The sequence below is a fragment of the Moraxella sp. CTOTU48717 genome (genome assembly GCF_032057165.1).
GTDB classification, from domain to species: domain Bacteria; phylum Pseudomonadota; class Gammaproteobacteria; order Pseudomonadales; family Moraxellaceae; genus Faucicola; species Faucicola tetraodonis.
Genome location: NZ_DAMBBC010000004.1, coordinates 12,378 through 33,758 on the forward strand (window position 1 = coordinate 12,378; position 21,381 = coordinate 33,758).

The 21,381-nt window shown below is 43.9% G+C and carries 20 protein-coding genes; 16 read left to right on the top strand and 4 right to left on the bottom strand.

Annotated features, from left to right (window positions below; all coding sequences use genetic code 11):
- The first annotated feature begins 3 nt into the window (after nucleotides 1-3).
- Both RT084_RS03620 and gshB read left to right on the top strand, forming a co-directional pair.
- Entirely contained in the window at nucleotides 4-585 is a 582-nt protein-coding gene (locus tag RT084_RS03620; RefSeq protein ID WP_312383796.1) for a toxin-antitoxin system YwqK family antitoxin, read from the top strand.
- A 42-nt stretch (nucleotides 586-627) separates the two neighbouring features.
- Nucleotides 628-1,602, top strand: coding sequence for a glutathione synthase (gene gshB, locus RT084_RS03625; protein WP_312383799.1), 975 nt, complete (start codon nucleotides 628-630; stop codon nucleotides 1,600-1,602).
- 71 nt (nucleotides 1,603-1,673) lie between these two features.
- On the opposite strand, the gene RT084_RS03630 is transcribed toward gshB, so the two are convergent.
- On the bottom strand, nucleotides 1,674-3,647 hold the full coding sequence (locus tag RT084_RS03630; protein ID WP_312383801.1) for a PhoX family protein: 1,974 nt from the start codon (nucleotides 3,645-3,647) through the stop codon (nucleotides 1,674-1,676).
- A gap of 346 nt (nucleotides 3,648-3,993) precedes the next feature.
- Between RT084_RS03630 and murG the strand changes: the two genes are divergently transcribed.
- The 7 genes from murG to lpxC all read left to right on the top strand — a co-directional run bounded on the left by murG (nucleotide 3,994) and on the right by lpxC (nucleotide 12,652).
- Nucleotides 3,994-5,112 carry an undecaprenyldiphospho-muramoylpentapeptide beta-N-acetylglucosaminyltransferase gene (murG, locus tag RT084_RS03635; protein WP_312522344.1) on the top strand — a complete coding sequence of 373 codons (1,119 nt, stop codon included), beginning with the start codon at nucleotides 3,994-3,996 and terminating at the stop codon, nucleotides 5,110-5,112.
- Between the two features lie 156 nt (nucleotides 5,113-5,268).
- The gene (gene murC, locus RT084_RS03640) at nucleotides 5,269-6,678 is read left to right on the top strand and encodes a UDP-N-acetylmuramate--L-alanine ligase (RefSeq protein ID WP_312383975.1); all 1,410 of its coding nucleotides are present in this window, start codon (nucleotides 5,269-5,271) and stop codon (nucleotides 6,676-6,678) included.
- A gap of 236 nt (nucleotides 6,679-6,914) precedes the next feature.
- Entirely contained in the window at nucleotides 6,915-7,838 is a 924-nt protein-coding gene (locus RT084_RS03645) for a D-alanine--D-alanine ligase (protein WP_095356141.1), read from the top strand.
- Between the two features lie 197 nt (nucleotides 7,839-8,035).
- Complete coding sequence (locus RT084_RS03650) at nucleotides 8,036-8,914, top strand: cell division protein FtsQ/DivIB (RefSeq protein ID WP_313097696.1); 879 nt, start codon at nucleotides 8,036-8,038, stop codon at nucleotides 8,912-8,914.
- Between the two features lie 25 nt (nucleotides 8,915-8,939).
- Entirely contained in the window at nucleotides 8,940-10,220 is a 1,281-nt protein-coding gene (ftsA, locus tag RT084_RS03655) for a cell division protein FtsA (protein ID WP_313097697.1), read from the top strand.
- Between the two features lie 149 nt (nucleotides 10,221-10,369).
- Nucleotides 10,370-11,578, top strand: coding sequence for a cell division protein FtsZ (gene ftsZ, locus RT084_RS03660; RefSeq protein ID WP_313097698.1), 1,209 nt, complete (start codon nucleotides 10,370-10,372; stop codon nucleotides 11,576-11,578).
- Nucleotides 11,579-11,773: 195 nt separating this feature from the next.
- A complete protein-coding gene (gene lpxC, locus RT084_RS03665) occupies nucleotides 11,774-12,652 on the top strand; it encodes a UDP-3-O-acyl-N-acetylglucosamine deacetylase (RefSeq protein ID WP_313097711.1) in 879 nt (292 codons plus the stop codon).
- A 337-nt stretch (nucleotides 12,653-12,989) separates the two neighbouring features.
- Here lpxC and RT084_RS03670 read toward each other — a convergent pair whose 3' ends face one another.
- On the bottom strand, nucleotides 12,990-13,478 hold the full coding sequence (locus RT084_RS03670; protein ID WP_312383810.1) for a DciA family protein: 489 nt from the start codon (nucleotides 13,476-13,478) through the stop codon (nucleotides 12,990-12,992).
- 191 nt (nucleotides 13,479-13,669) lie between these two features.
- On the opposite strand from RT084_RS03670, the gene RT084_RS03675 reads away from it, so the two are divergent.
- On the top strand, nucleotides 13,670-14,365 hold the full coding sequence (locus RT084_RS03675; RefSeq protein WP_278932104.1) for a M23 family metallopeptidase: 696 nt from the start codon (nucleotides 13,670-13,672) through the stop codon (nucleotides 14,363-14,365).
- A gap of 96 nt (nucleotides 14,366-14,461) precedes the next feature.
- Here RT084_RS03675 and RT084_RS03680 read toward each other — a convergent pair whose 3' ends face one another.
- Both RT084_RS03680 and RT084_RS03685 read right to left on the bottom strand, forming a co-directional pair.
- Nucleotides 14,462-15,232 (bottom strand): DOMON domain-containing protein, encoded by a 771-nt coding sequence (locus RT084_RS03680; protein WP_313097699.1) that lies wholly within the window; start codon nucleotides 15,230-15,232, stop codon nucleotides 14,462-14,464.
- A gap of 7 nt (nucleotides 15,233-15,239) precedes the next feature.
- Nucleotides 15,240-15,557, bottom strand: coding sequence for a YhbY family RNA-binding protein (locus RT084_RS03685; protein WP_313097700.1), 318 nt, complete (start codon nucleotides 15,555-15,557; stop codon nucleotides 15,240-15,242).
- 330 nt (nucleotides 15,558-15,887) lie between these two features.
- Between RT084_RS03685 and rlmE the strand changes: the two genes are divergently transcribed.
- The 6 genes from rlmE (at nucleotide 15,888) to RT084_RS03715 (ending at nucleotide 21,353) form a co-directional block, all read left to right on the top strand.
- Entirely contained in the window at nucleotides 15,888-16,520 is a 633-nt protein-coding gene (gene rlmE, locus RT084_RS03690; RefSeq protein WP_313097701.1) for a 23S rRNA (uridine(2552)-2'-O)-methyltransferase RlmE, read from the top strand.
- A gap of 243 nt (nucleotides 16,521-16,763) precedes the next feature.
- Nucleotides 16,764-18,665 (top strand): ATP-dependent zinc metalloprotease FtsH, encoded by a 1,902-nt coding sequence (gene ftsH, locus RT084_RS03695; protein WP_312276909.1) that lies wholly within the window; start codon nucleotides 16,764-16,766, stop codon nucleotides 18,663-18,665.
- Between the two features lie 104 nt (nucleotides 18,666-18,769).
- On the top strand, nucleotides 18,770-19,651 hold the full coding sequence (folP, locus tag RT084_RS03700) for a dihydropteroate synthase (protein ID WP_096489598.1): 882 nt from the start codon (nucleotides 18,770-18,772) through the stop codon (nucleotides 19,649-19,651).
- Nucleotides 19,652-19,698: 47 nt separating this feature from the next.
- Nucleotides 19,699-19,965 (top strand): FAD assembly factor SdhE, encoded by a 267-nt coding sequence (locus tag RT084_RS03705; RefSeq protein ID WP_050325462.1) that lies wholly within the window; start codon nucleotides 19,699-19,701, stop codon nucleotides 19,963-19,965.
- A gap of 9 nt (nucleotides 19,966-19,974) precedes the next feature.
- Complete coding sequence (locus tag RT084_RS03710; protein WP_313097702.1) at nucleotides 19,975-20,496, top strand: hypothetical protein; 522 nt, start codon at nucleotides 19,975-19,977, stop codon at nucleotides 20,494-20,496.
- Between the two features lie 149 nt (nucleotides 20,497-20,645).
- Nucleotides 20,646-21,353 (top strand): YidB family protein, encoded by a 708-nt coding sequence (locus tag RT084_RS03715; RefSeq protein WP_313097703.1) that lies wholly within the window; start codon nucleotides 20,646-20,648, stop codon nucleotides 21,351-21,353.
- The last annotated feature ends 28 nt before the right edge of the window (nucleotides 21,354-21,381 follow it).

The window sequence follows — 21,381 nt, forward strand, 5'->3', positions numbered from 1 at the left end:
GCTATGTTGACAAAAGCCTTGCCCACCACACTAACAACGGCACACCTTTTGCGTGTTGGCACTGCACTTACCTTATCGGCAATATTATTTGCGCTTACCGGTTGCAGTAGTATCAATGAACTGATGGCAGAGGGTAGCAAACCGCCTGCGATTGTCAATGTGGCAACTGACCAACAGCCGTTTTATGATGCGTTAAATAGCCTTATCTTGCCGCCAAAATCACCGCAAGCTGCGCCACAAGGCATTGCCGATGGTCCTTATAATGGCGTAATGCCAGAAGGCGAGCAATTTACCACCTTTGTGAAGAACGGTTATTTTGATGAATTTTTGGTGGTGTACTACCCAAACTTTGTGACCCAGCTTCGCACTGATTTGGTTAACGGTTTATATCATGGTTGGGTGACGTATCGATTGTCCGATAGCCGTATCAAACAAAAAGTGCTGTTCCGTCAAGGTATGGTACAAGAAGCGATTGTTTACAGCCAAGCGGGAAACCCTGAATATCATTTTTGGTTTACCAATGAACAACCGACCAGCGGTATGCGCTATGATAATAATGGCAATGCGGTCGAATCGATGTTTTAATAGCAAAACGAATAATTGATAAAAATTGAACAAGGATCATAAATGAAACCACTGAATTTTCTGATCGTCATGGACGATATCCACATCATCAACTACAAAAAAGACACCACGCTCGCGATGCTGTGGGCGATTGCAGATCGTGGTCACACGGCGCATTATTGCCAAATTCACGATTTGTGGCTCGATAATGGCGCATTGCAAATTGATAGCCAATCGCTCAAAACGTTTAAAGACCCTGCACATTTTTATGAGCTGGGGGAAAAAACCACGCAGTCTGCTCGCGCATTTGACGTCATCTTGATGCGTAAAGACCCGCCGTTTGACATGCAGTTTTTGTATAGCCTGTACTTGCTAGAATATGCTCAGCGAGCAGGTGTATTGGTAGTCAATAACCCAGAAAGCGTACGTGACTGTAACGAAAAACTGTTTGCGACGCAATTCCCTGAGCTGATGACACCGACGATTGTGACCAACAAACAAACGCATATCCGTGATTTTATCAAAACCCATCAAGATGTCATCGTCAAACCGCTTGATGGCATGGGGGGAATGGGCATTTTTCGTCTGACCGCCGATAGCCCTAATATTGGCTCAACCCTTGAAATGCTAACCCAGCTTGAAAGCTTGCCTGTGATGGCGCAAAAATACTTGCCCGAAATCAAGGACGGCGATAAACGCATTTTAATTGTCGGTGGTAAGCCCGTGGATTATTGCTTGGCGCGTATCCCAAGCCAAGGCGAAACGCGCGGTAATCTAGCCGCAGGTGGTCGTGGTGTCGCCATGCCATTGTCAGCGCAAGAGCGCCAAGTTGCTGAGCAAGTGGCGCCTGTGCTAATGCAAAAAGGCTTGTACTTTGTGGGCTTGGATGTGATTGGTGGCAAAGTAACAGAGATTAACGTGACTAGCCCCACCTGCGTGCGTGAGATTGACGACCAATGCGGCACGCATATCGCAGAGGATTTTATTGCGTTTATTGAATCGCATATTGAAACCCATATTAAAACGCAAATTCACTAGCTGTCATTGTCAAAGCAAAATAAAAAACCCAGTCATAGACTGGGTTTTTTATATCATCGCTTGGCAGGGTATTAAGCTTTAAATGCCAAATAACCCACTGCAGCACTGTAGCCATCTTTGAAGTTTTGGTTAATGAGCGGGCGAACCACTGTCTCAACGGCGGGGACAAATGTCATATCACCTGGGTGTTGGAAGTTTGACATGATATAAGTATAGCCATTGACTTCATCGACCGCGTGTAGGCCGGTAGATTCAGCTCCTGCTGGTGTTGACAGGATACGCGCTAATTTTTTGGTATCAACATTGTATGCCCAAAGATAGTTGTTAACATGGTAGCCAGAGTCTTCACCGATAAATAAGGTACGCATTTTTTCAGAGAATTTTAGGTTATCGGGGCAAGAGATTTTATCAATGTTAGAGGTATTACCGAGCGCGTCTTTGGCAATGTCTTCCCCTGCTAAGCCTTCAGGTACATACATACGGGTAGAGACCCACTCAGAGTTAATCGCTTTACCATTGTTATCAACCTGACCACCTTTAAGCTCATGGGCATAGACTGCGCCTGATTTTAGCTGAGCCACTTTGACATCGTACTCGTCTGTGGTCATCGATTTTTCAATGCGCGACATGGCAGAGTAGGCGATTTTATCTTTGATATTGACCGTGGTGCCTTCCATTTTGGTGAATGCCATTGACGCACCTTGCAGCGCTGCATAGCGGTGGGTCTCTAAAAATGCCGCCGCTTGGGTGAGTTTGTCTGCCGGTAATTTGCTATTTGGCGCAAGTTTTACCCAGTTATTTGCCCCGTCATAGCCGATTTTTTTGTAAGAGGCATCATTCGGGTCAGTGTATTTGACATCCATGATATCGGTTGGTACTACTGTATTGGCTAAGGCTTCGATTTCAGCGCTGGTCGCATGTCCTAGATGAATCCATTTGATGCTAAAATCACTGGCAGCCGCAGGGCCACCTTTGGCTGACGTTTGGCTGATTTTGGCAACATAGAGGTTACCTGCAGATAGGTCAGCTGCTTTATCGGCAACAAACATAAATAAACCACTGTTAGTGAAGTCATCGCCCATCAACGCAGTACGTTGGTCAGGCATCACTTGAATCAGTTCGTGAGAGATACGACCTAGATTGAAATGTTTTTTCGCGATACCAGACCCATCAGCGTTGACTACGATTTCTGGTAAATGACCATAATGGTATGGGTTTGCTTTGGTTTCATCACCGTATAAGTTTTTACTAAATGCTTTAAATTGGTCGCTACTTTTAGCCATGAAAGCGTCTGGTTCATACTCTTCTGATGATAAATGCGTATTCCATGGTGAGAGGGATGCACCACAAGTAATCCATAACCCATACACTTTTGACATATCCACATTGTGGTATTTGACGACTTTGAGTTCGCCTGTTTGTGGGTTTTGGTCAAGTGTCACTACCGCAATGGGTGAAGGTAGTGTACCGTAAGTATTGCTGCCGGCTTGGTCTTTACTTGTATATTCAAATTGCACCACCGCAAATACGGTATTACCTGTTACACCCGCAACACGTGCGCCTTTAACTGTCAATAATGAAGAACCATCGGGACAATCAGAGAAAAACTGGCGCGTAGAGGCTAGCACTGAGCTATCCATGATAGGCTTGTTATAGATATCAAAATAGCCGCCTGCAATGATGTCATTACCCTTTAAGTCTTTTAATTTATCGCCTGTTTTAAAAAACGGTTGATACTGTAGCTTATAGTCAGTCGTGGTATTGTCATCAAAGGTTGCTTTTAGCTTTGAATCGACATACACCGTTGCCATATTGGCGGGATTTGATAAATTTGGTGCAGCCATACCAACAAACTCAGTGGATTTGATGGTTTTTCGTGTATTATTCAGTATGCCTGCTGTGCTATTACTATCACTATCACTCCCACAACCTGTCAATAAGGTGGCAACAGAGCCTGTGGCAAGTGGCAACGCAGGCACCCCTGCCAAAAAACGAATGACATTACGGCGGCTAATGGTTTGGTTTAATTGGTTAACTTCAGTCATGAGTGAATTCCTTGCTGATAGCAGTTAGCAGTTGGCTACGAAATAAATTTTTTTGAAATAATGCAGAAACAATTATGCTGAGTATGGTAAAGGGGATATGTGACAGTGGCTTGACTGATTCATGACAGAACGGTTACAACTAATCAGCCGCTTTGAATATAAAGCGATACGATGGTTGCAAAATCTTGGCGCTACTTAGCAATTCAAGTGATTTACTTTATTATTGGGTGAAATAATGCTATGATTTTGCCATTTTTATGGTGATTGTTTTTCCCGATAAACGGTCAGTCATACGGGGTTTTTTAATCCCCACCTCACCTAGATTGGATTGGTCAAGGATAATAAGATGAGTGAGCCAACGATGCAAAAACCGCGCGTGCTGATGATGGCAGCAGGCACGGGTGGGCATGTGTTTCCAGCGATTGCAGTGGCTCAAGCGTTACAACAATCAGGTGCCCAAGTGCATTGGCTCGGCACCCTAGTCGGTATGGAAAATGAGTTGCTACAACATTACGACTTTACCTACCATGCCATCAATATGCAGGGGTTACGCGGGAACGGTATCAAACGCTTATTTAAAGCCCCGTCAACCTTACTCAAAGCAACATTAGCCGCTATCAAAATCATCAAAACCAATAAAATCGGCATCGTGGTAGGGTTTGGTGGTTATGTGACCGCACCCGGCGGATTGGCTGCCAAATTTTGTAAAATACCCATTTTGATTCATGAACAAAATGCCATCGCAGGCATGAGTAATAACTATCTATCTAAGCTTGCTAATCAAGTGTTAGAAGCCTTCCCAAATACCTTCACCGAACTACCTTCTAATAAAGTGATGACAGTTGGCAACCCCGTACGTGAGGCTATCGTACAAGTACCGCCACCAAAAGCCCGTATCGATGTCAATGATACCAGCCCTTTAAAGCTATTGGTCATTGGCGGTTCTCTGGGTGCTCAGGCACTAAATAATCATATCGCGCCCACGCTAAAAAAATTAGAAAGTCTGCCAGACGCCAAGCCATGGCAAGTGCGGCATCAATGTGGTAAAAACAACCAAGAGGCTACCCAAGCGGTATATAGCGAAGCACAACTCCAATCAACCCAGTATGAGATTTTGCCATTTGTCAAAGATATGGCAGAAGCATACAGCTGGGCAGATGTGATTGTCTGCCGTGCTGGGGCGCTGACGGTCACAGAAGTTGCCACGGTTGGATTGCCTGCGGTGTTTGTGCCGCTGCCCCATGCAGTCGATGATCACCAAACGGCCAATGCCAAAACCCTATCAGAACATGGCGCCGCGTTTTTAATGCCGCAAAAAGAATTAACGGCAGAGAGTTTAAGTGCCATTTTAGCCAAGCTCGACCGTCATCAAATCTTAGCGATGGCAGAAAAAGCACGTGAATTTGCCAAACCCAATGCCACACAGCTGGCTGCCGATGCCATTTTATCCCAGTTAAAACCTTAATTATTTTTACAACTTATAAGTCATTTATCATTGAGCCTGTCTATGTCAAAATCAGCCAAAACTGCCACTGCCCAATCTACTGAAAAACCTGAAAAACCTGAAAAAACCAACCGTGTCACCAAAAAAATTGCCAAGCGCGTGGTCGAAATCCCAGAGATGCGCCGTATACGCCACGTGCATTTTGTCGGTATTGGTGGGGCAGGGATGTGCGGTATTGCCGAAGTCGTCCATAATCATGGCTATATGGTTAGCGGTTCAGACATCAAACAAAGCCCAGTGACCGACCGTTTGACCCAAATGGGCATTCAAGTGTTTATCGGGCATGATTCCAAAAACATCAGTGAAGCCGATGTGGTCGTGGTGTCATCAGCGATTGATCGTACCAACCCAGAAATCCAAGCTGCCTTGTCAGGACGTATTCCTGTGGTACGCCGCGCCGATATGTTAGGTGAGCTGATGCGTTACCGTCATGGTATTGCGGTAGCGGGTGCGCATGGCAAAACTACCACCACTAGCCTGCTTACCATGATTTTAACCGAAGCGGGTTTGGATCCTACTTATGTGATTGGTGGTAAACTTAACGCGTCAGGCAAAAACGCGTCATTGGGTCAAAGCCGTTATTTGGTGGCGGAAGCGGATGAGTCCGATGCGTCGTTTTTATCGCTGCGCCCGATGGCAGCGATTGTCACCAATATTGACCAAGACCATATGGAAACCTATGGCGGCAGTTTTGACAAACTAAAAGCGGCGTATGTGCAGTTTTTACAAAATATGCCGTTTTATGGGTTAGCAGTATTGTGCGGTGATGACAAAGAGTTGTACGGACTGATTGATAAAATCGCGCGCCCTGTGTTGACTTATGGGTTAGAAAAACATAACGATGTGCAAGCGATTGACGTGGTGGCAGACGGCACCAAAACCCATTTTACCGTACTGCGTAAAGACCGTGAGCCCCTGCCGATTACTTTGAACATTCCTGGTATTCATAATGTCTATAACGCCTTAGCGGCTATTACCATCTCCACCGATGAAGGTGTCAGTGATGAAGCCATTTGCCAAGCGGTCAAAAAATTTGCTGGCGTGGGCAGACGTTTTGAAAACAATGGTAACTACCCTGTCAAAGATGGCGCAGGCGATGTGCTATTGATTGACGACTATGGTCACCACCCAACCGAAGTGGCAATGACTATCAAAGCGGCTCGCCAAAGCTATCCCGATCGCCGCTTGGTGATGATTTTCCAGCCTCACCGTTTTACCCGTACCCGTGATTGCTTCGATGATTTTGTGGACGTATTGTCACAAGTCGATGTGTTGATGCTACTCGATGTGTATAGCGCAGGTGAAGCGGTGATTGAAGGCGCAGATAGTCGCAGCCTTGCCCGTACCATCCGCACCCGCGGACAAGTTGAGCCAATTATGCTAAACATCAATGACATGGATCAAATCCGTCAGGTGCTAGGTAGTATGTTAAAAGGCAATGATTTGCTGATTACCCAAGGGGCGGGTAACGTGGGTCAACTCTGTCTAGATTTGGCAAAAAACAATTTATTTTTAACTGAAAAATAACGGCTTGATTGAACAACCGCTTGATTGAAAAACCACGCGGCAAGCGGTTATGAAACTTAAGGTATTGAAAAGCTGTTGTAGCTTGCCCATACTGCCAGCAGGCGATTATTTTATGAGTGAGCTAAAATTGCAAGCCATACCTAAACCATAGCTAAGTCATAGCCAAGCGATAGTTTAAAAATTTGTGTGAAATAATTATAGCAATGAATTCGGTTAACAAAAAATTAGGAATCAATATGTCAGAGCTTATCGATGTCAAACAATTTGGTAAAGTGGCGGTTGTCTGTGGGGGCTGGAGTGCCGAGCGTGAAGTGTCACTCACGAGTGGTCAAGCTGTGCTTGATGCGCTACTCGCTAAAGGCGTGGATGCCCATCACTTTGACCCCAAAGAAACAGATATCTCAAAACTGCGCGACTATGACCGCGTATTTAATGTGCTGCATGGCACTTTTGGCGAAGATGGCAGCCTGCAAGGGGTGCTAGACGGTTTTAATATTCCGTATACCGGTTGTGGCGTGTTAGCCTCTGCGATTGCCATGGATAAGTTTCGCAACCGCTTAGTTTGGCAAGCGTTAGATTTACCAAACGTACCCTATGTCGTGCTTGACGACAATACTGATTTTACTGCTATCGAACAGCAGCTAGGTTTGCCGCTGTTTGTCAAACCCGCCGCTGAAGGCAGTAGTGTTGGCGTCTTTAAAATTAAAGAAGCGGGCGAGCTTGCCAAGACCTACCCACAGCTCAAACAATACCACGGCGCTATTTTGGCAGAAAAAGCCATTACAGGCGGTGAGTATGCTTGCTCAATCCTCGGTGATGAGGTGTTGCCCAGTATTCGCATCATCCCAACGACTGAGTTTTATGACTACGAAGCCAAATACAATCGTGATGATACCGTCTACCAATGCCCATCAGATTTGAGCGAGGCGCAAGAACAAACCATGCAACAAATCGCAAGAAAAGCGTTTGCCGCCATTGGGGGTAAAGGTTGGTCGCGTGTGGATTTTTTACGAGATGACGAAGGCACGCTATATCTACTTGAACTCAATACGGTGCCAGGTATGACCAGTCATAGTCTGGTGCCGATGGCAGCAAAAGCGCGTGGCATGGATTTTGCGACGCTATGTGTGCGTATCTTAGAACAAACGTTGAGCGAATAAGTCATTTTCGTTTATATTTGTTTACAAAAAAAGTACTTGAATTGTCTAGAAGCGTATTATCTATTTACCATTCATTTCATTGAATTTGCTATGATATGCTTCTTGGCATAAATCCTTGTAATATTTTTAGTTATTTTGATTTTTGTTGTTGAGATTTTAGTAATTAATAATTTTAGACCGAGTTATGATTGGTCAATATGGCAAATTCATTTGTGGCAACTGCTTCTCTAGATACTACGCTCCCCAATCGCTTTCATCAGCTGCTGCCAAAGTTGTTAATGCTTGGCGTTGTGTTATTGTTGCTGATATTAGCGGCTTTGGCGATTAATGTGTTCAACAAATTACCCAATGCAGCGATTAGTTTGCAGCATAAAGGGTTAAATACCCAGCAAACCCTGCAGCTTCAGCAGTTATTGGGCGAAAAAGCCGACACAAATCTGCTCAAAGCTGATTTGCAAAGCTATCTAGCAAAACTTGAGACGGTAGATTGGGTAGGGCAAGCCGATGTGCGCCGTGATTGGCAACAAGGTATTGTGGTCAATGTAGTACCGCGCCAAGCCGTTGCCAAGTTTGGTAGTGAACGTTTAGTCGATGCCAATGGTACGGTATTTAAGCCCGCCGATAGCAATGACTTAAATAACCCTAGCTTGATGCAGCTACAAGGCGATAGCCAAAATGCCGTTGTCATGATGCAGCAAATCAAGCAAGTTAGTGATTGGTTTATGCCACTGGGTATGAAAATTGAAGAAGTCATCGTAACGCCCAGAATGGCATGGTTATTTCGCTTTGATAACGGACTTCGGGTACTGGTTGATAATGACAATACCTCAGAAAAACTGTATCGACTGAGCATCATGTTACAAAATCAGCTTAAGCCACAGCTCAAAACGCTGCAAACGGTGGATTTACGCTATAAAAACGGCATGGCAATTACCAAACGACCTGTGATACAGCAAGCTGGTGATACAACTGCCGTCAATGCCAAATCGGATGATACTAAATCCGTGACCGATGCCAACTCAACAACCGATTCGAAAACTAACGCCTTAAAAACCACCGCCAACCCCAGCCATTAGGTGAAACATAATTTTGTAGTGTTCTATGAAAAAGCCAGATCTGATCGTCGTCGTCCACCTAAGTGCTACCGCTATTCATACTGTGATTGGTCAAATCCACAGTGCGCAAGATATTCGTATTATCGGTTTATCTACCGTCAAAAACCATGATTTCGCCCAAGGCACCATTCGCCACCGCGAACGTCTAAAATCTGCCATCAAACAATCTATTCAAAACGCTGAAGACATGGCAAATTGCCGCGTAAACAGTGTTTGGCTTAGTTTTTCTACCCCAGATTTACAAAGCGTCAATAGTGTGGGCGAAGTCAAAATCAAACACGATATCGTACAAGCCAAAGACGTGGTCGCCGCGCTAACCCAAGCCAAAAATAAACATCTTACAGATGATTTGTATTTGATGCATTATGCCCAGCAAGGTATTGCGTTAGATGGCAATGCTGAGATGATTGATGATGCGATTGGCATGCAAGCAAATGACTTGATGGTGCTCTATCATCTGATGATGATGCCGGTCAAAGGTCGCCAAAATTTACAGCAACTGCTGCAAGAATGTGATGTCAGTATCGACCAAATGCTATTTGATGCTGTATCTACCGCCGAATACGGTTTATTACCTGAAGAAAAATACCATGGCGTATGTCTGATTGATATTGGGGCATCGACGACCAGTATTTGTGTTTACCGTGAAGATAAGCTGATTTATACCCATTGTTTTGCCGAGGGCGGTCATCACGCGACACTGGATATCTCTATGCTGCTAGATGTCACCATTGCTGAAGCAGAGAATATGAAAAAATCCCAAGCCAATGTCGATCGCCATGGGATTGACTCAAGCCAATTTTTTACCATCAAGCGTTCACAGCATGACGATGAAAAAACCATTAATATGCTTGAACTCCTTGAAGTCACTGAAGCCCGCTATATCAGTATTTTAGGTCATATTAAAAAAGAGCTGGATAAAGAAGGACTAAGTGAGTTTTTACAACAAGGCTATGTCATCACGGGCGGTGGTGCTGAAATGCGCGGATTATTGCCACTAGCCAAAAAAATCTTTGCCAATAAAGTAAACAAGGTCAATCAACACTCAGCGATTTCTGCCTATACCCAATATGGCGATGATGACAAGCTTCGCACCATTGCGGCAATGATTGGTGAGCGTAAATACCAAACCGCGTTTGGCACACTGTTATATAGTCAAAGTGAGGCGTTTCATCATAGCGAGAAAAGCTCACCTGACTCGTTGCAAGTTAAGCCCATGCGAGAAAAACTCAAAACTTTGAATAAATTTTTTGGTAAATTTTTCTAAAAAAGAGATGTTTAGTATTTTAAGAGTGCTCATGTTATGATTGACTCTAAAATCCACTAATTGTGTAATGATTTAATTGATATTTAATTTAATATGTTTGCTATTTATGCTGCTCAAGCCCACTTGACAGCATACGGAGATTTTTAATTATGGAAGCGAAGTTTAGTATTGTACAAGATCACACTGATACATTTGCCGATTCAGCCCGTTTAACCGTTATCGGTGTCGGTGGTGGCGGTGGCAATGCCGTTGAAACCATGGTACAAAATGGTGTAAAAGGCATTACCTTTGTCTGTGCCAATACCGATAGACAAGCGCTTGACCGCCTGTCAGCGCCCAATAAAATCCAGCTCGGTATCAAAAATAACAACCGCGGCTTGGGCGCAGGTGCCAACCCAGAAGTAGGGCGTGAAGCAGCCGAGAGCGATGAAGAACAAATTCGCCAATTGTTAGAAAATTCTGATATGGTATTTATTACCGCGGGTATGGGCGGTGGCACAGGTACAGGCGCTGCGCCAGTCATCGCCAGACTTGCCAAAGAGCTGGGCGTATTGACCGTTGCCGTAGTGACCATGCCATTTACCTTTGAAGGTGGCAGACGTAATAAAGTGGCTAGAGAAGGTATTGAGCAGCTTTCTAACTTTGTGGACTCCATCATCACTATCCCTAACGATAAATTGATGACAGTGTATGGCAAAATCTCTATGAAAGATGCCTTCAAAAAAGCCGATGAAGTCCTACTTCAAGCGGTGCAAGGTATCTCTAACATGATTTCAAAAGATGGTTTTATTAACATCGACTTTAACGATATTCGCACGGCAATGACCTCACGGGGTCATGCGATGATGGGTATCGGTAAAGGCAGTGGGGAAGACCGCGCTGAGATCGCTGCTGAAAAAGCCATCAAAAGCCCATTACTTGACAATTTATTACTTAAAAATGCCAAAGGTCTATTGGTCAACGTGGTGGCAAGCTCAGACTTTAACTTTGAAGAGCAAGAACGTATCACCCAAAAAGTGCATAGCTTGGTAGATATTGACGAAGCCAACATCTTCTACGGCGTGGTATTTGATGAAGACATGGGCGATGAAATCCAAGTGACCGTGGTGGCAACCGGTCTTACCCTAGATAATACCCCAAAGCACCCAGCTAGAGATTTTGTCTCAGATGCCTCTAGCACCCACAAAGTGGAAGCAGGTACGCATGAACCTGCGTATGCGGCACGCCGTGATATACCACATGCACCTCAGCCACCTGTACAGCAAACTATCGAGCCTGCGCCAGCACCGCAATCATCGCAGCCACAGCGCACAGGCAACAGTATTCAAGACTATCTACGTCGCCAGCAAAATCGCTAAGATACTGTATGATTTTTTAAAAGCCCCACAGCTTAATCGTTGTGGGGTTTTTTTATCACTGTAGCCAATCATAAAGGTCGATAAAATCAATCAAGCATCACTATGATGTAGAAAGGGACAATGGTAGAATAGCCAAATGTAACAAATTATATCAACCTAGCTTTGGCTAAGGATGAGTGCAATCTACTAGGGGGCATTATGCAGCAGCGTACTATTCAACAACCCATCAATCTTGAAGGCATCGGCTTACATAGCGGTAACCCTGTACACCTGCGCTTTTCTCCTGCACCCATTGACTATGGGATTCATTTTTTACGTAGCGATGTGGCACAGGCAAAGCCCATTCCCGCTATCTATCATGCAGTAACCGATACCATGATGTCCTCAAATCTCACCAATGAATTAGGTCAGCGCATTGGGACAGTCGAGCATTTGATGAGTGCAATCGCTGCGCTTCAAATTGATAATTTACAAATCGAAGTGTCAGCGCCTGAAATCCCAATTATGGATGGTAGTGCCATCGAATTTGTGCAAGTATTGCAACAAGCGGGTATTGCCGAGCAAACGTCTGCCAAACGCTATATTCAGGTGTTGCAACCGATTGAGGTTCGCGTGGAGGATAAAGTCGCAGGATTTCGTCCCTACGATGGATTTGTGTTAGATTTCCAAATTGACTTTAATCACCCTGCGTTTGATGGCTCACATCAAAAGTTTAAATTGGATTTTAATGAAGGCAATTTTATCGAGCATATTGCCAAAGCGCGCACATTCGGCTTTTTAAAAGATATTGAGTACCTAAAAAGCAATAACTTAGGGCTAGGGGGGAGTATGCAGAATGCCATTGTTTTAGATGATAGCGGCGTACTTAATCCTGAAGGGTTACGTTTTGACGATGAATTTGTGCGCCATAAAGTACTAGATGCGATTGGTGACTTATACCTTGCCGGGCACCAGATTTTGGGCGAGTTTTATGCGTATAAGTCAGGGCATGCGCTCAATAATAAATTGTTACAGGCTTTATTTAGTGATGAAAATAACTATAAAGTTGTAACAAAAAATGACAATGTTAACTAGATTTATTTAACTATATTAATTTTATTGTGTATTTTTACTAATCAAAGAATTTTACATATGGCTTGATTAGTAACATTTTTTCATCAAGAAGTTATCATTTTATTACACTAATTAAACCCAACCATCCAATTTTATCATTTCATTTTTGGATATCTTTTTTTAGCCATTGGCTACTATAAGCGTACTAAAAATAAAAAAAAAGATATCTTTACTCTCCTATTAATTGTAAATTTTTTTCTAGTTTTTTACTTTCACTTGCACAAGCCATTAATCTATTGATAAATCTTGCGATATCAGCAACATAATTTACATAAAGTTACATTGTAACTTGGCTATTTTAGTCTTTTATCAGTTTTTGTAACGCCGTTCTAAGTGGCTCGTTATCCGTGACAAGGTCACATAGCTGTGTTATATTTCGCTTCGTAAATTCGCTTAGCTCACAATTCTTTACATTGCTAACATTATGATTACACTGTAAACCTGGCATTTGCGAGCCATGAATAGCTTTGACAATCACCACCCGAAAACGTAACTGATTAAATTGATGAAAATTGTTGTCGAACGCTTGCAGGGTTGATAGTAGGTGCTGCTGGTTGTAATTGAGGTGATTGGCAAGGGTATGACTGTTCGTACTCACCACAAGTCTAAACGATTCACAAGCAATCACTTGTAAGCTTGCTAAGACCTCTTGAGGCAACACGTTTTGCCAAGCGCTGCGAACATCGTTCGTCAATTGCTGTAACTGCTGCAGCTTTTTTTGAAACGGTAATTGATAGTTGGCAAGACGCTCAGTGCGGGAAGCAAGATGGTTGGTTGGTTTTTTCATAGTCAATGAGCAGTGTGGTGGGTAGTTAAGCGACAAAAATTTTGATTTAGTCTTAGTATTGGGTCTTAGTGTTAGTGTAGGTGATTTTAAGACCAAGTTATAGTGAATTAAATCTTGCCAATGCGCTAAAGCAGCGTTCACATGACATTGGCACAGGGTTTAATAGCATAAGGTTTAACAAAGGATAAAAGATGAAGTTAGCTCTAATCGCATTACCAGTTGTTGCTTTAACCACAATGAGTGTTGCACAAGCTCAAATTCTATCGATTACCAATGCCGGTAAAACCAGTCAAGTTATTGTTCGTGAAGATGATGGTGAAGATTATTATCTGCCTTCAGACGCCGTCAATGCCGCTATCAAAAATCTAAGCCAGCAAACCCAGCAAAAAGAAGACCGCCTCGCAAGTTTAGCACAAAAGCTATCGACTCAGCCAACCACCATTATCAACATGCCTGCAATGGGCAGCTATGCGGGTAATGGCATGTTAGCGTTGCGTCCTATTACATCATCTGCGCGCATGAGTTCAGTTTTTGGCTATCGTATCCACCCTGTCACTGGTAAATCACAGTTTCATAAAGGGATGGATTTTGCTGCCCCCATCGGCACCCCTATTTATGCCACAGGTAATGGTGTGGTGACTTTCTCAGGTTGGGGTACAGGGTATGGTCGTTATGTTGAAGTAGATCATGGCAACGGTACTGTCACGCGTTACGCACATACCTCTGCAAACTATGTTAACGTTGGCGATACGGTGTATGCAAACCAGCAAATCGCGGCGGTAGGCAACACGGGTCGTTCAACAGGCGCCCATCTACATTATGAAGTGCGCCAAAATGGTCAAGCTGTCAATCCGCAAACTTACTTAGCAATGGCGCCAGCGCGTTAATCGTGACAATATCTCGATATATAAAAAAACTGGCTTTAAGCCAGTTTTTTATTTTTCGCTGTGCTATGGTTTAAAACGGTTTAAAACCATCATAATTTAGGTGTTTATCCAGTGTGCCTTGTTATGAAAGTCCGCTGGGTGTGCATGCTGTATGGCCCAATAACTCATTTCATCGACGGTTGGAGCTAAGCTATCTGCTAAACCATTGTATGACGGTTGCTGAATCACACGCGTTGGATTTAGCGCATAATTACCATTTGCACCCACCAACTTGTCCAATGCTGATTTGGCAAATGTCATACCGACACGAAAAGTACCAACGCTAAACGCATATTGCTGCTCTACCGCTCGTACATGGGTGAGGAGCATTGGACTTGCAGAACACCAAAAAACAAGCGCAAGCTCAGTATCTTGTGTAACGGCTTGGCTAAAAAAATTGATATCCTCACCATAAGTCAGCGCTGTGATAGGCAAGCGCCGAGGGGGTAATGCATTCGGTGTCCGATAGCTGTCAAAATAATAAAGATTAAACTCACCATTGGTCGCCAAATTGACCTCAAGATACGGGCTATCCGCTTGGCTATCTTTGGCAATAAAACACTCAAAACAATCTGCTTGCCATAAATAATCTTGACGCATCACACGTTCAAGTGCCAATGGGCTAAATGTCGGAAAATTTGCCCATAGACCAGCTTGGAGAGCGGTTTGACTATCATCAATCTTGGGATGGGCAGCATCAAATAAGATAGTTAAAAATTTACTATCAGCAACCATATGTACTGAGAGCCGGTAGTCCAGTGTTGCCGATACGGTGAGTGGTTCAACCGTGCCCGTCAGTGCGAATGTCACACCCTGTAACGCGTTCATTGTAGCCTTAGCCAAAACGTACCAAGTTTGATAACTTAGGATTGGCGTCCAGATTGCGACGTAATAATAATACCATACGCCCGATACTGGTGACCAAAATCGCATCAGTGGCTTCAACAATCGCATTTGCCACAGCGTCACGATCTGCTTTGCTACCGGCTGGGATTTTTACTTTAATCAGCTCATGATCGGTCAGTGCGCGCCCAATTTCTTCAATAACGGTTGGGGTAACGCCTTGACCCCCAATCATTACCACAGGGTTCAGCTGGTGACCGATGCCTTTTAAATGTTTGATATCCGCATTTGATAAGCTTGAATTTGCCATAACTGTCAATTGACCTATAAAAAAATTAGCTAGCATTATACCATATTAATCATTTTGCCTAATAAATTATGGGCAATACATAGGCAAAAACACATAGGCAAAACGCTGCCATGACTTATCAATCTACAAAAATCACTGGATTAAAAAAAATCAATAGCCAATCCATGAGTTAACACAAGCTAACTGGGTGAAATATGCTAAAATAACAGCCTTAACCCTTGAGATTGTCAAAATTTACCAATGGTCATTCTAGGATGGCTTTGGGTTTTTTAGCCAAATCCCAAGTGAAGAATTTTTAAACTATATATAAAGGGTAGTTTGTAGAGAATTATGGCAACGCGTATTACCAACAAAAAATTGTCTAAAAGTAGCCGTGCGTGGATGAAAGAGCACATTGACGACCACTATGTCAAACTCGCCCAGCGCGATGGCTATCGGGCAAGAGCAGCTTACAAATTGCTAGAAATCAACGAAAAACTGCAGCTGATCAAAAAAGGCATGACGGTGGTCGATTTGGGTTCTGCTCCAGGCAGCTGGTCGCAAGTTGCTGGCAAACTAGTCGGTGACAATGGCAAGCTCATTGCCTCAGACATCTTGCCGATGGATACGCTAGAGAATGTGACCTTTATCCAAGGTGATTTTCGTGAGCAAGAAGTCTTTGACAAAATTATGGCAGAAGTCGCCGATAAAAAAGTGGAAGTGGTGCTATCTGATATGGCGCCCAATACCTCTGGTTTTACCGCAGTCGATCAGCCACGCATAATTTATTTGTGTGAACTTGCCATGGACTTTGCCGAGCAAGTGCTCCCTGAAGGTGGCACCTTAGTGATTAAGGTATTCCAAGGCGAAGGCTCTGACGCCTTACGAAAAAATATGCAGCAGCGTTTTAGTAAAGTGCGCAGTATCAAGCCTGCAGCGTCACGCGTACGCTCAAAAGAAATGTATTGGATTGCTACCAAATAAGGTAATTTGCTTCAGTCTATCAATGAAGTTGACTGGATAAAAATTGGTAATATGTTTTTACTAGAAAATAACAGAGAATTCGCTTGATAATGTTAAGGTAAATCCATATATCATGCTATATTGAAAGATTAATGTAACGTCCATTTTTGGTGAAAAATCTACCTATCTTTGGTAAACATTTTGATTTAACCCCACTTTTTAATCAACCCCCTAACGCGAAGGATGAAAAACAACGTGAGCGACATGGTAAAAAATACCTTATTGTGGTTAGTTGTGATAGGGGTATTAGTGCTAGTCTTTAGCAATTTTGATACCCGCAATGAACCTGATAAGCTCAATTACTCCCAATTTGTCACTGCGGTGGCAACTGACCAGGTCAAAAGTGTCAAAATTGACGGTGAGCAAATTTCTGGCGAAAAGAAAAACGGCTCAACCTTTGAGACAGTGCGTCCGGCGGTCACTGACACTGAGCTAATGCCAAAACTTATCAAGCATAATGTTGAAGTTCAAGGCGCCACCCCTGAACGTCAAGGCGTGATGATGCAATTACTGATTGCAAGCTTCCCAGTGCTATTGATTATTGGTTTGTTCTTGTTCATCATGCGTAACATGAGCGGTGGTGGTGCAGGCGGTGGTCGCGGCATGGGTCCGATGAGTTTTGGTAAATCTAAAGCCAAAATGTTATCAGAAGACCAAATCAAAGTGACATTTGCAGATGTGGCAGGGTGTGATGAAGCCAAGCAAGAGGTGACGGAAATTGTCGACTTCTTACGTGACCCAGAGAAATTTACCAAACTTGGCGCAACTATTCCACGTGGTGTGTTGATGGTAGGTCCGCCCGGTACTGGTAAAACCTTGCTTGCCAAAGCGATTGCAGGTGAAGCCAAAGTACCCTTCTTCTCAATTTCAGGCTCTGACTTTGTTGAGATGTTTGTGGGTGTCGGTGCAAGCCGTGTGCGTGATATGTTTGAACAAGCCAAGAAAAACGCCCCTTGTATCATCTTTATTGACGAGATTGATGCTGTCGGTCGTCATCGCGGCGCAGGCATGGGCGGTGGTCATGATGAGCGTGAACAGACTTTAAACCAGTTATTGGTTGAGATGGATGGTTTTGAAGGCAATGACGGGGTGATTGTGATTGCGGCAACCAACCGCGCCGATGTACTCGATAAAGCATTGTTGCGTCCAGGTCGTTTCGACCGTCAAGTGCAAGTTGGATTGCCTGATATCAAAGGTCGTGAGCAAATTCTTCGTGTACACATGAAAAAATTGCCCTCAACAATTGGCGTCGATATTCGTTCATTGGCGCGTGGTACCCCAGGTTTTAGTGGTGCGCAATTAGCGAATTTGGTGAACGAGGCGGCGCTATTTGCTGCACGTAACAACAAAGCGTCAGTCGATATGAATGACTTTGAAGAAGCTAAAGACAAGCTTTATATGGGTCCAGAACGTAAATCGATGGTACTGCGTGAAGAAGAGCGTCGTGCAACGGCTTATCATGAAGCAGGGCATGCCTTAGTGGCTGAAATGCTACCGGATACCGACCCTGTCCATAAGGTCACTATTATGCCCCGTGGTTGGGCGTTGGGGGTCACGTGGCAATTGCCAGAGCATGATCAGACTAGCGTCTATAAATCAAAAATGCTAAATGACATTGCGATTTTATTTGGTGGTCGTATCGCTGAAGAAGTCTTTATCAATCAGCAATCGACTGGCGCGTCAAATGACTTTGAACGTGCCACCAAAATGGCGCGTGCGATGGTTACCAAATACGGTATGTCAGATGCCATGGGTGTAATGGTGTATGAAGAAGATGAAAATCAAGGTTACTTTGGTGCCTCATCTCGCACTATCTCAGAAGCGACCCAGCAAAAAGTGGATGATGAAGTTCGTCGTATCCTAGAAGCGCAGTATGATATCGCACGTGCATTAATTGAAGGTAATGCGGACAAAATGCATGCCATGGTCGATGCGTTAATGAAATGGGAAACTATTGACCGTGACCAATTGCAAGACATTATGGCAGGTATCCCACCACGCGAGCCTAAAGTTTATCAAGAGCCTGTTAGAGTAAATTTTGATAAACCAAGTAATCCACCCTCAAGTGGTTCGGGCTTAACCCCGCCGCCGTTACCTGCAATGTAAATTATCCATGATATGAGTTACCCAAAAACCGCTACCAACTTGATAGCGGTTTTTTTGTTTTTCACTTAAAATAGTAAAAAATTTTAGCCATCATTGTGGACATCATGCAGTTACAGCCCATTCCCAACTTTGCCATTCATTATCATAATCAAACGCTCGATTTATCTTATCCTCATATCATGGGTATTTTAAATGTCACCCCAGACTCATTTTCTGATGGCGGTCGATATAATCATATTGACCAAGGTTTGCGTCATACTGAGCAGATGATCAAAGACGGGGCGACGATTATTGATGTAGGGGGTGAGTCTACTCGCCCAAATGCTAGTCCCGTGAGTGAGCAAGAAGAAATTGACCGCGTTATTAAAGTGGTTGAAGCGATTGATCATAACTTTGATGAGCAAGTCTGGGTGTCGGTTGATACCAGTAGCCCGACCGTGATGACACTCGCCAGTCAAGTCGGCGCCAAAATTTGGAATGATGTCCGAGCATTGACGCGCCCCGATGCCATTGCTACCGCTGCCAAACTTGATATACCTGTCATGCTCATGCACATGCGTGGTGAGCCAACGACCATGAATCAGCTCGATGATTATCAAGACTTATATACCGATGTTATTACCGAGTTACAGCAGCGCATTGATGAGGTTATGGCGGGTGGGGTCAGGCGTGACAATCTTATCATTGACCCAGGGTTTGGCTTTGCCAAAAACGCCCAGCAAAATCTGGCATGGCTGAATGAATTTTATCGGTTGCATAGGTTTAACTTACCTGTCATGGTGGCATTATCCCGTAAACGCTTTGTTGGGGAAGTCCTCAAGTCAGCCAATCTACCCCATGACCCTACCGACAGAGATGTTGCTAGTATGGTTGCAGGGCTATTTGCTGTGCAACAAGGGGCGTGTATATTGCGCACCCATAACGTCGCAGCGACGAAAGCAGGGCTTGCGATGTGGCAAGCGACCCAACAGGCAAAAGCTTCATAAAAATTTATAAATTACATAAATTTAACGCGCAACAACAAGGATTTATCATGAGTGACAACCAGCCAGAACCTACATTAGAGCAGCGCAAAGTTATCTATCGTGCCAGACGCGGGCTAAAAGAACTCGATTATTATTTTGACCCGTATGTGAGAGCGCACTATCTACAAGCCGACTCACAAGAGCAGCAAATTTTTGCAGAATTGGTGAAAGAAGAAGATCCTGATTTGCTGGACTGGTTTTTACACAATCACCCGACCAAGCCAGAATTTGCTGATTTGATAGCCAAGCTCAAATCATTAAAAGCTTCTTCTTAATGGACTTAGATGAACGAGCGCTACTTATCGCGTCATAATACTTCATTTATTGACATTGATGCCACGCTCAAACCCAGTGTGGATAAAAAACTGCTTTGGGGAGCTTGTTTATGGGTGGTTGTTGGCATTTTGGCACTCGTACCTTTGGCGCTTACCTATAAACTTTTGCTAGGTATGGTCGCTATAGCCAGTCTCTGGTTAGGGCAAATTTCCAGTTGTCACTTATTGGCTATATCATCGTTACACGCCAAGCCGCAAAGTAACAATCAAACCTTACCCTATGACAACTTTGATTTTTTAACCTGGCAAATCCAGTGGGTACGTGGGGTTGTCAAAGTAACTAGACATCATAAGCAAGCGGTGTGGCAAGCAAATTTGCTGGGCATCGCTGATATGGGATGCTTGGTGATTTTAACGTTTAGGTTGATAGAATCAGCGCCAACTAAAATCAGCGTAACCATTTGGCAAGACCAAGTGGATCGCGATACATGGCGGCAATTTAAGGTGTTAGCGAAGACAGTAGGGCGATAACAAAAATGGTATATAAGTTATATTCAATATTGCTACAATTAAATCAACCAAGTCTTGGGACGGATGCCTAACGCAGTTGGCGTGCATCAGCGCGGTATCATTGGTGATACATAACAATCATTGAAAAAGATAAATAAAAGGGAACGACCATGGGTCTATTAACAAGTCTAGTAACACAAGTGGCGCAAAGTGCCATTCAAAGCAAAATGGGCGGTCAAAGCCAAGCAGATATGGGCGGCCTAGGGAATATTTTTGGTAATGTATTAGGCGGCGGGACGCAGCAGCCACAAATGCAGTCAAATGGTTTTGGGTTGGATGATATCATCGGTATGGCAATGAACCAAAATCAAGGTATGTCCCAAGGTGGCGTGCTAGGACAAGTGCTAGGTAGCGTGCTAGGGGGTGGCATGGGCGGCGGTCTAAGCGGTGGTATGGGCAATAACGTGGGTATGAACCAATTTCCACAAAGCCAAAGTGGCTTTGGTGGTAAAGGTATGTTAATGGCGGCTTTGTTGCCAATCGCGCTGATGTTTATTCAGCGTAATGGGGGTCTATCAGGCGCTTTTAATAAAATCCAAAATATGGGATTTGGGCATCAAGCCAACTCTTGGATGAGTGCAGACCAATCAAACCAACCATTGGATGCCAATGATATCAATCAGCTATTTGATAATAATGAGTTGGCGCAAGTTGCGGCACAAACTGGTGTCGACCAAAGCGAAGTCCGTCAAAGTATGGCGGAGCTTTTACCACAGTTATTTGATAGCTTGACGCCAAATGGCGACACCCAAACTGAGAGTCAGGCCAATAATGAAATCAGTGATATTTTGGCGCAATTAGGCAATGCGAATCGCTAAATTAGCATGACTAAAAAAGCCAGTGACA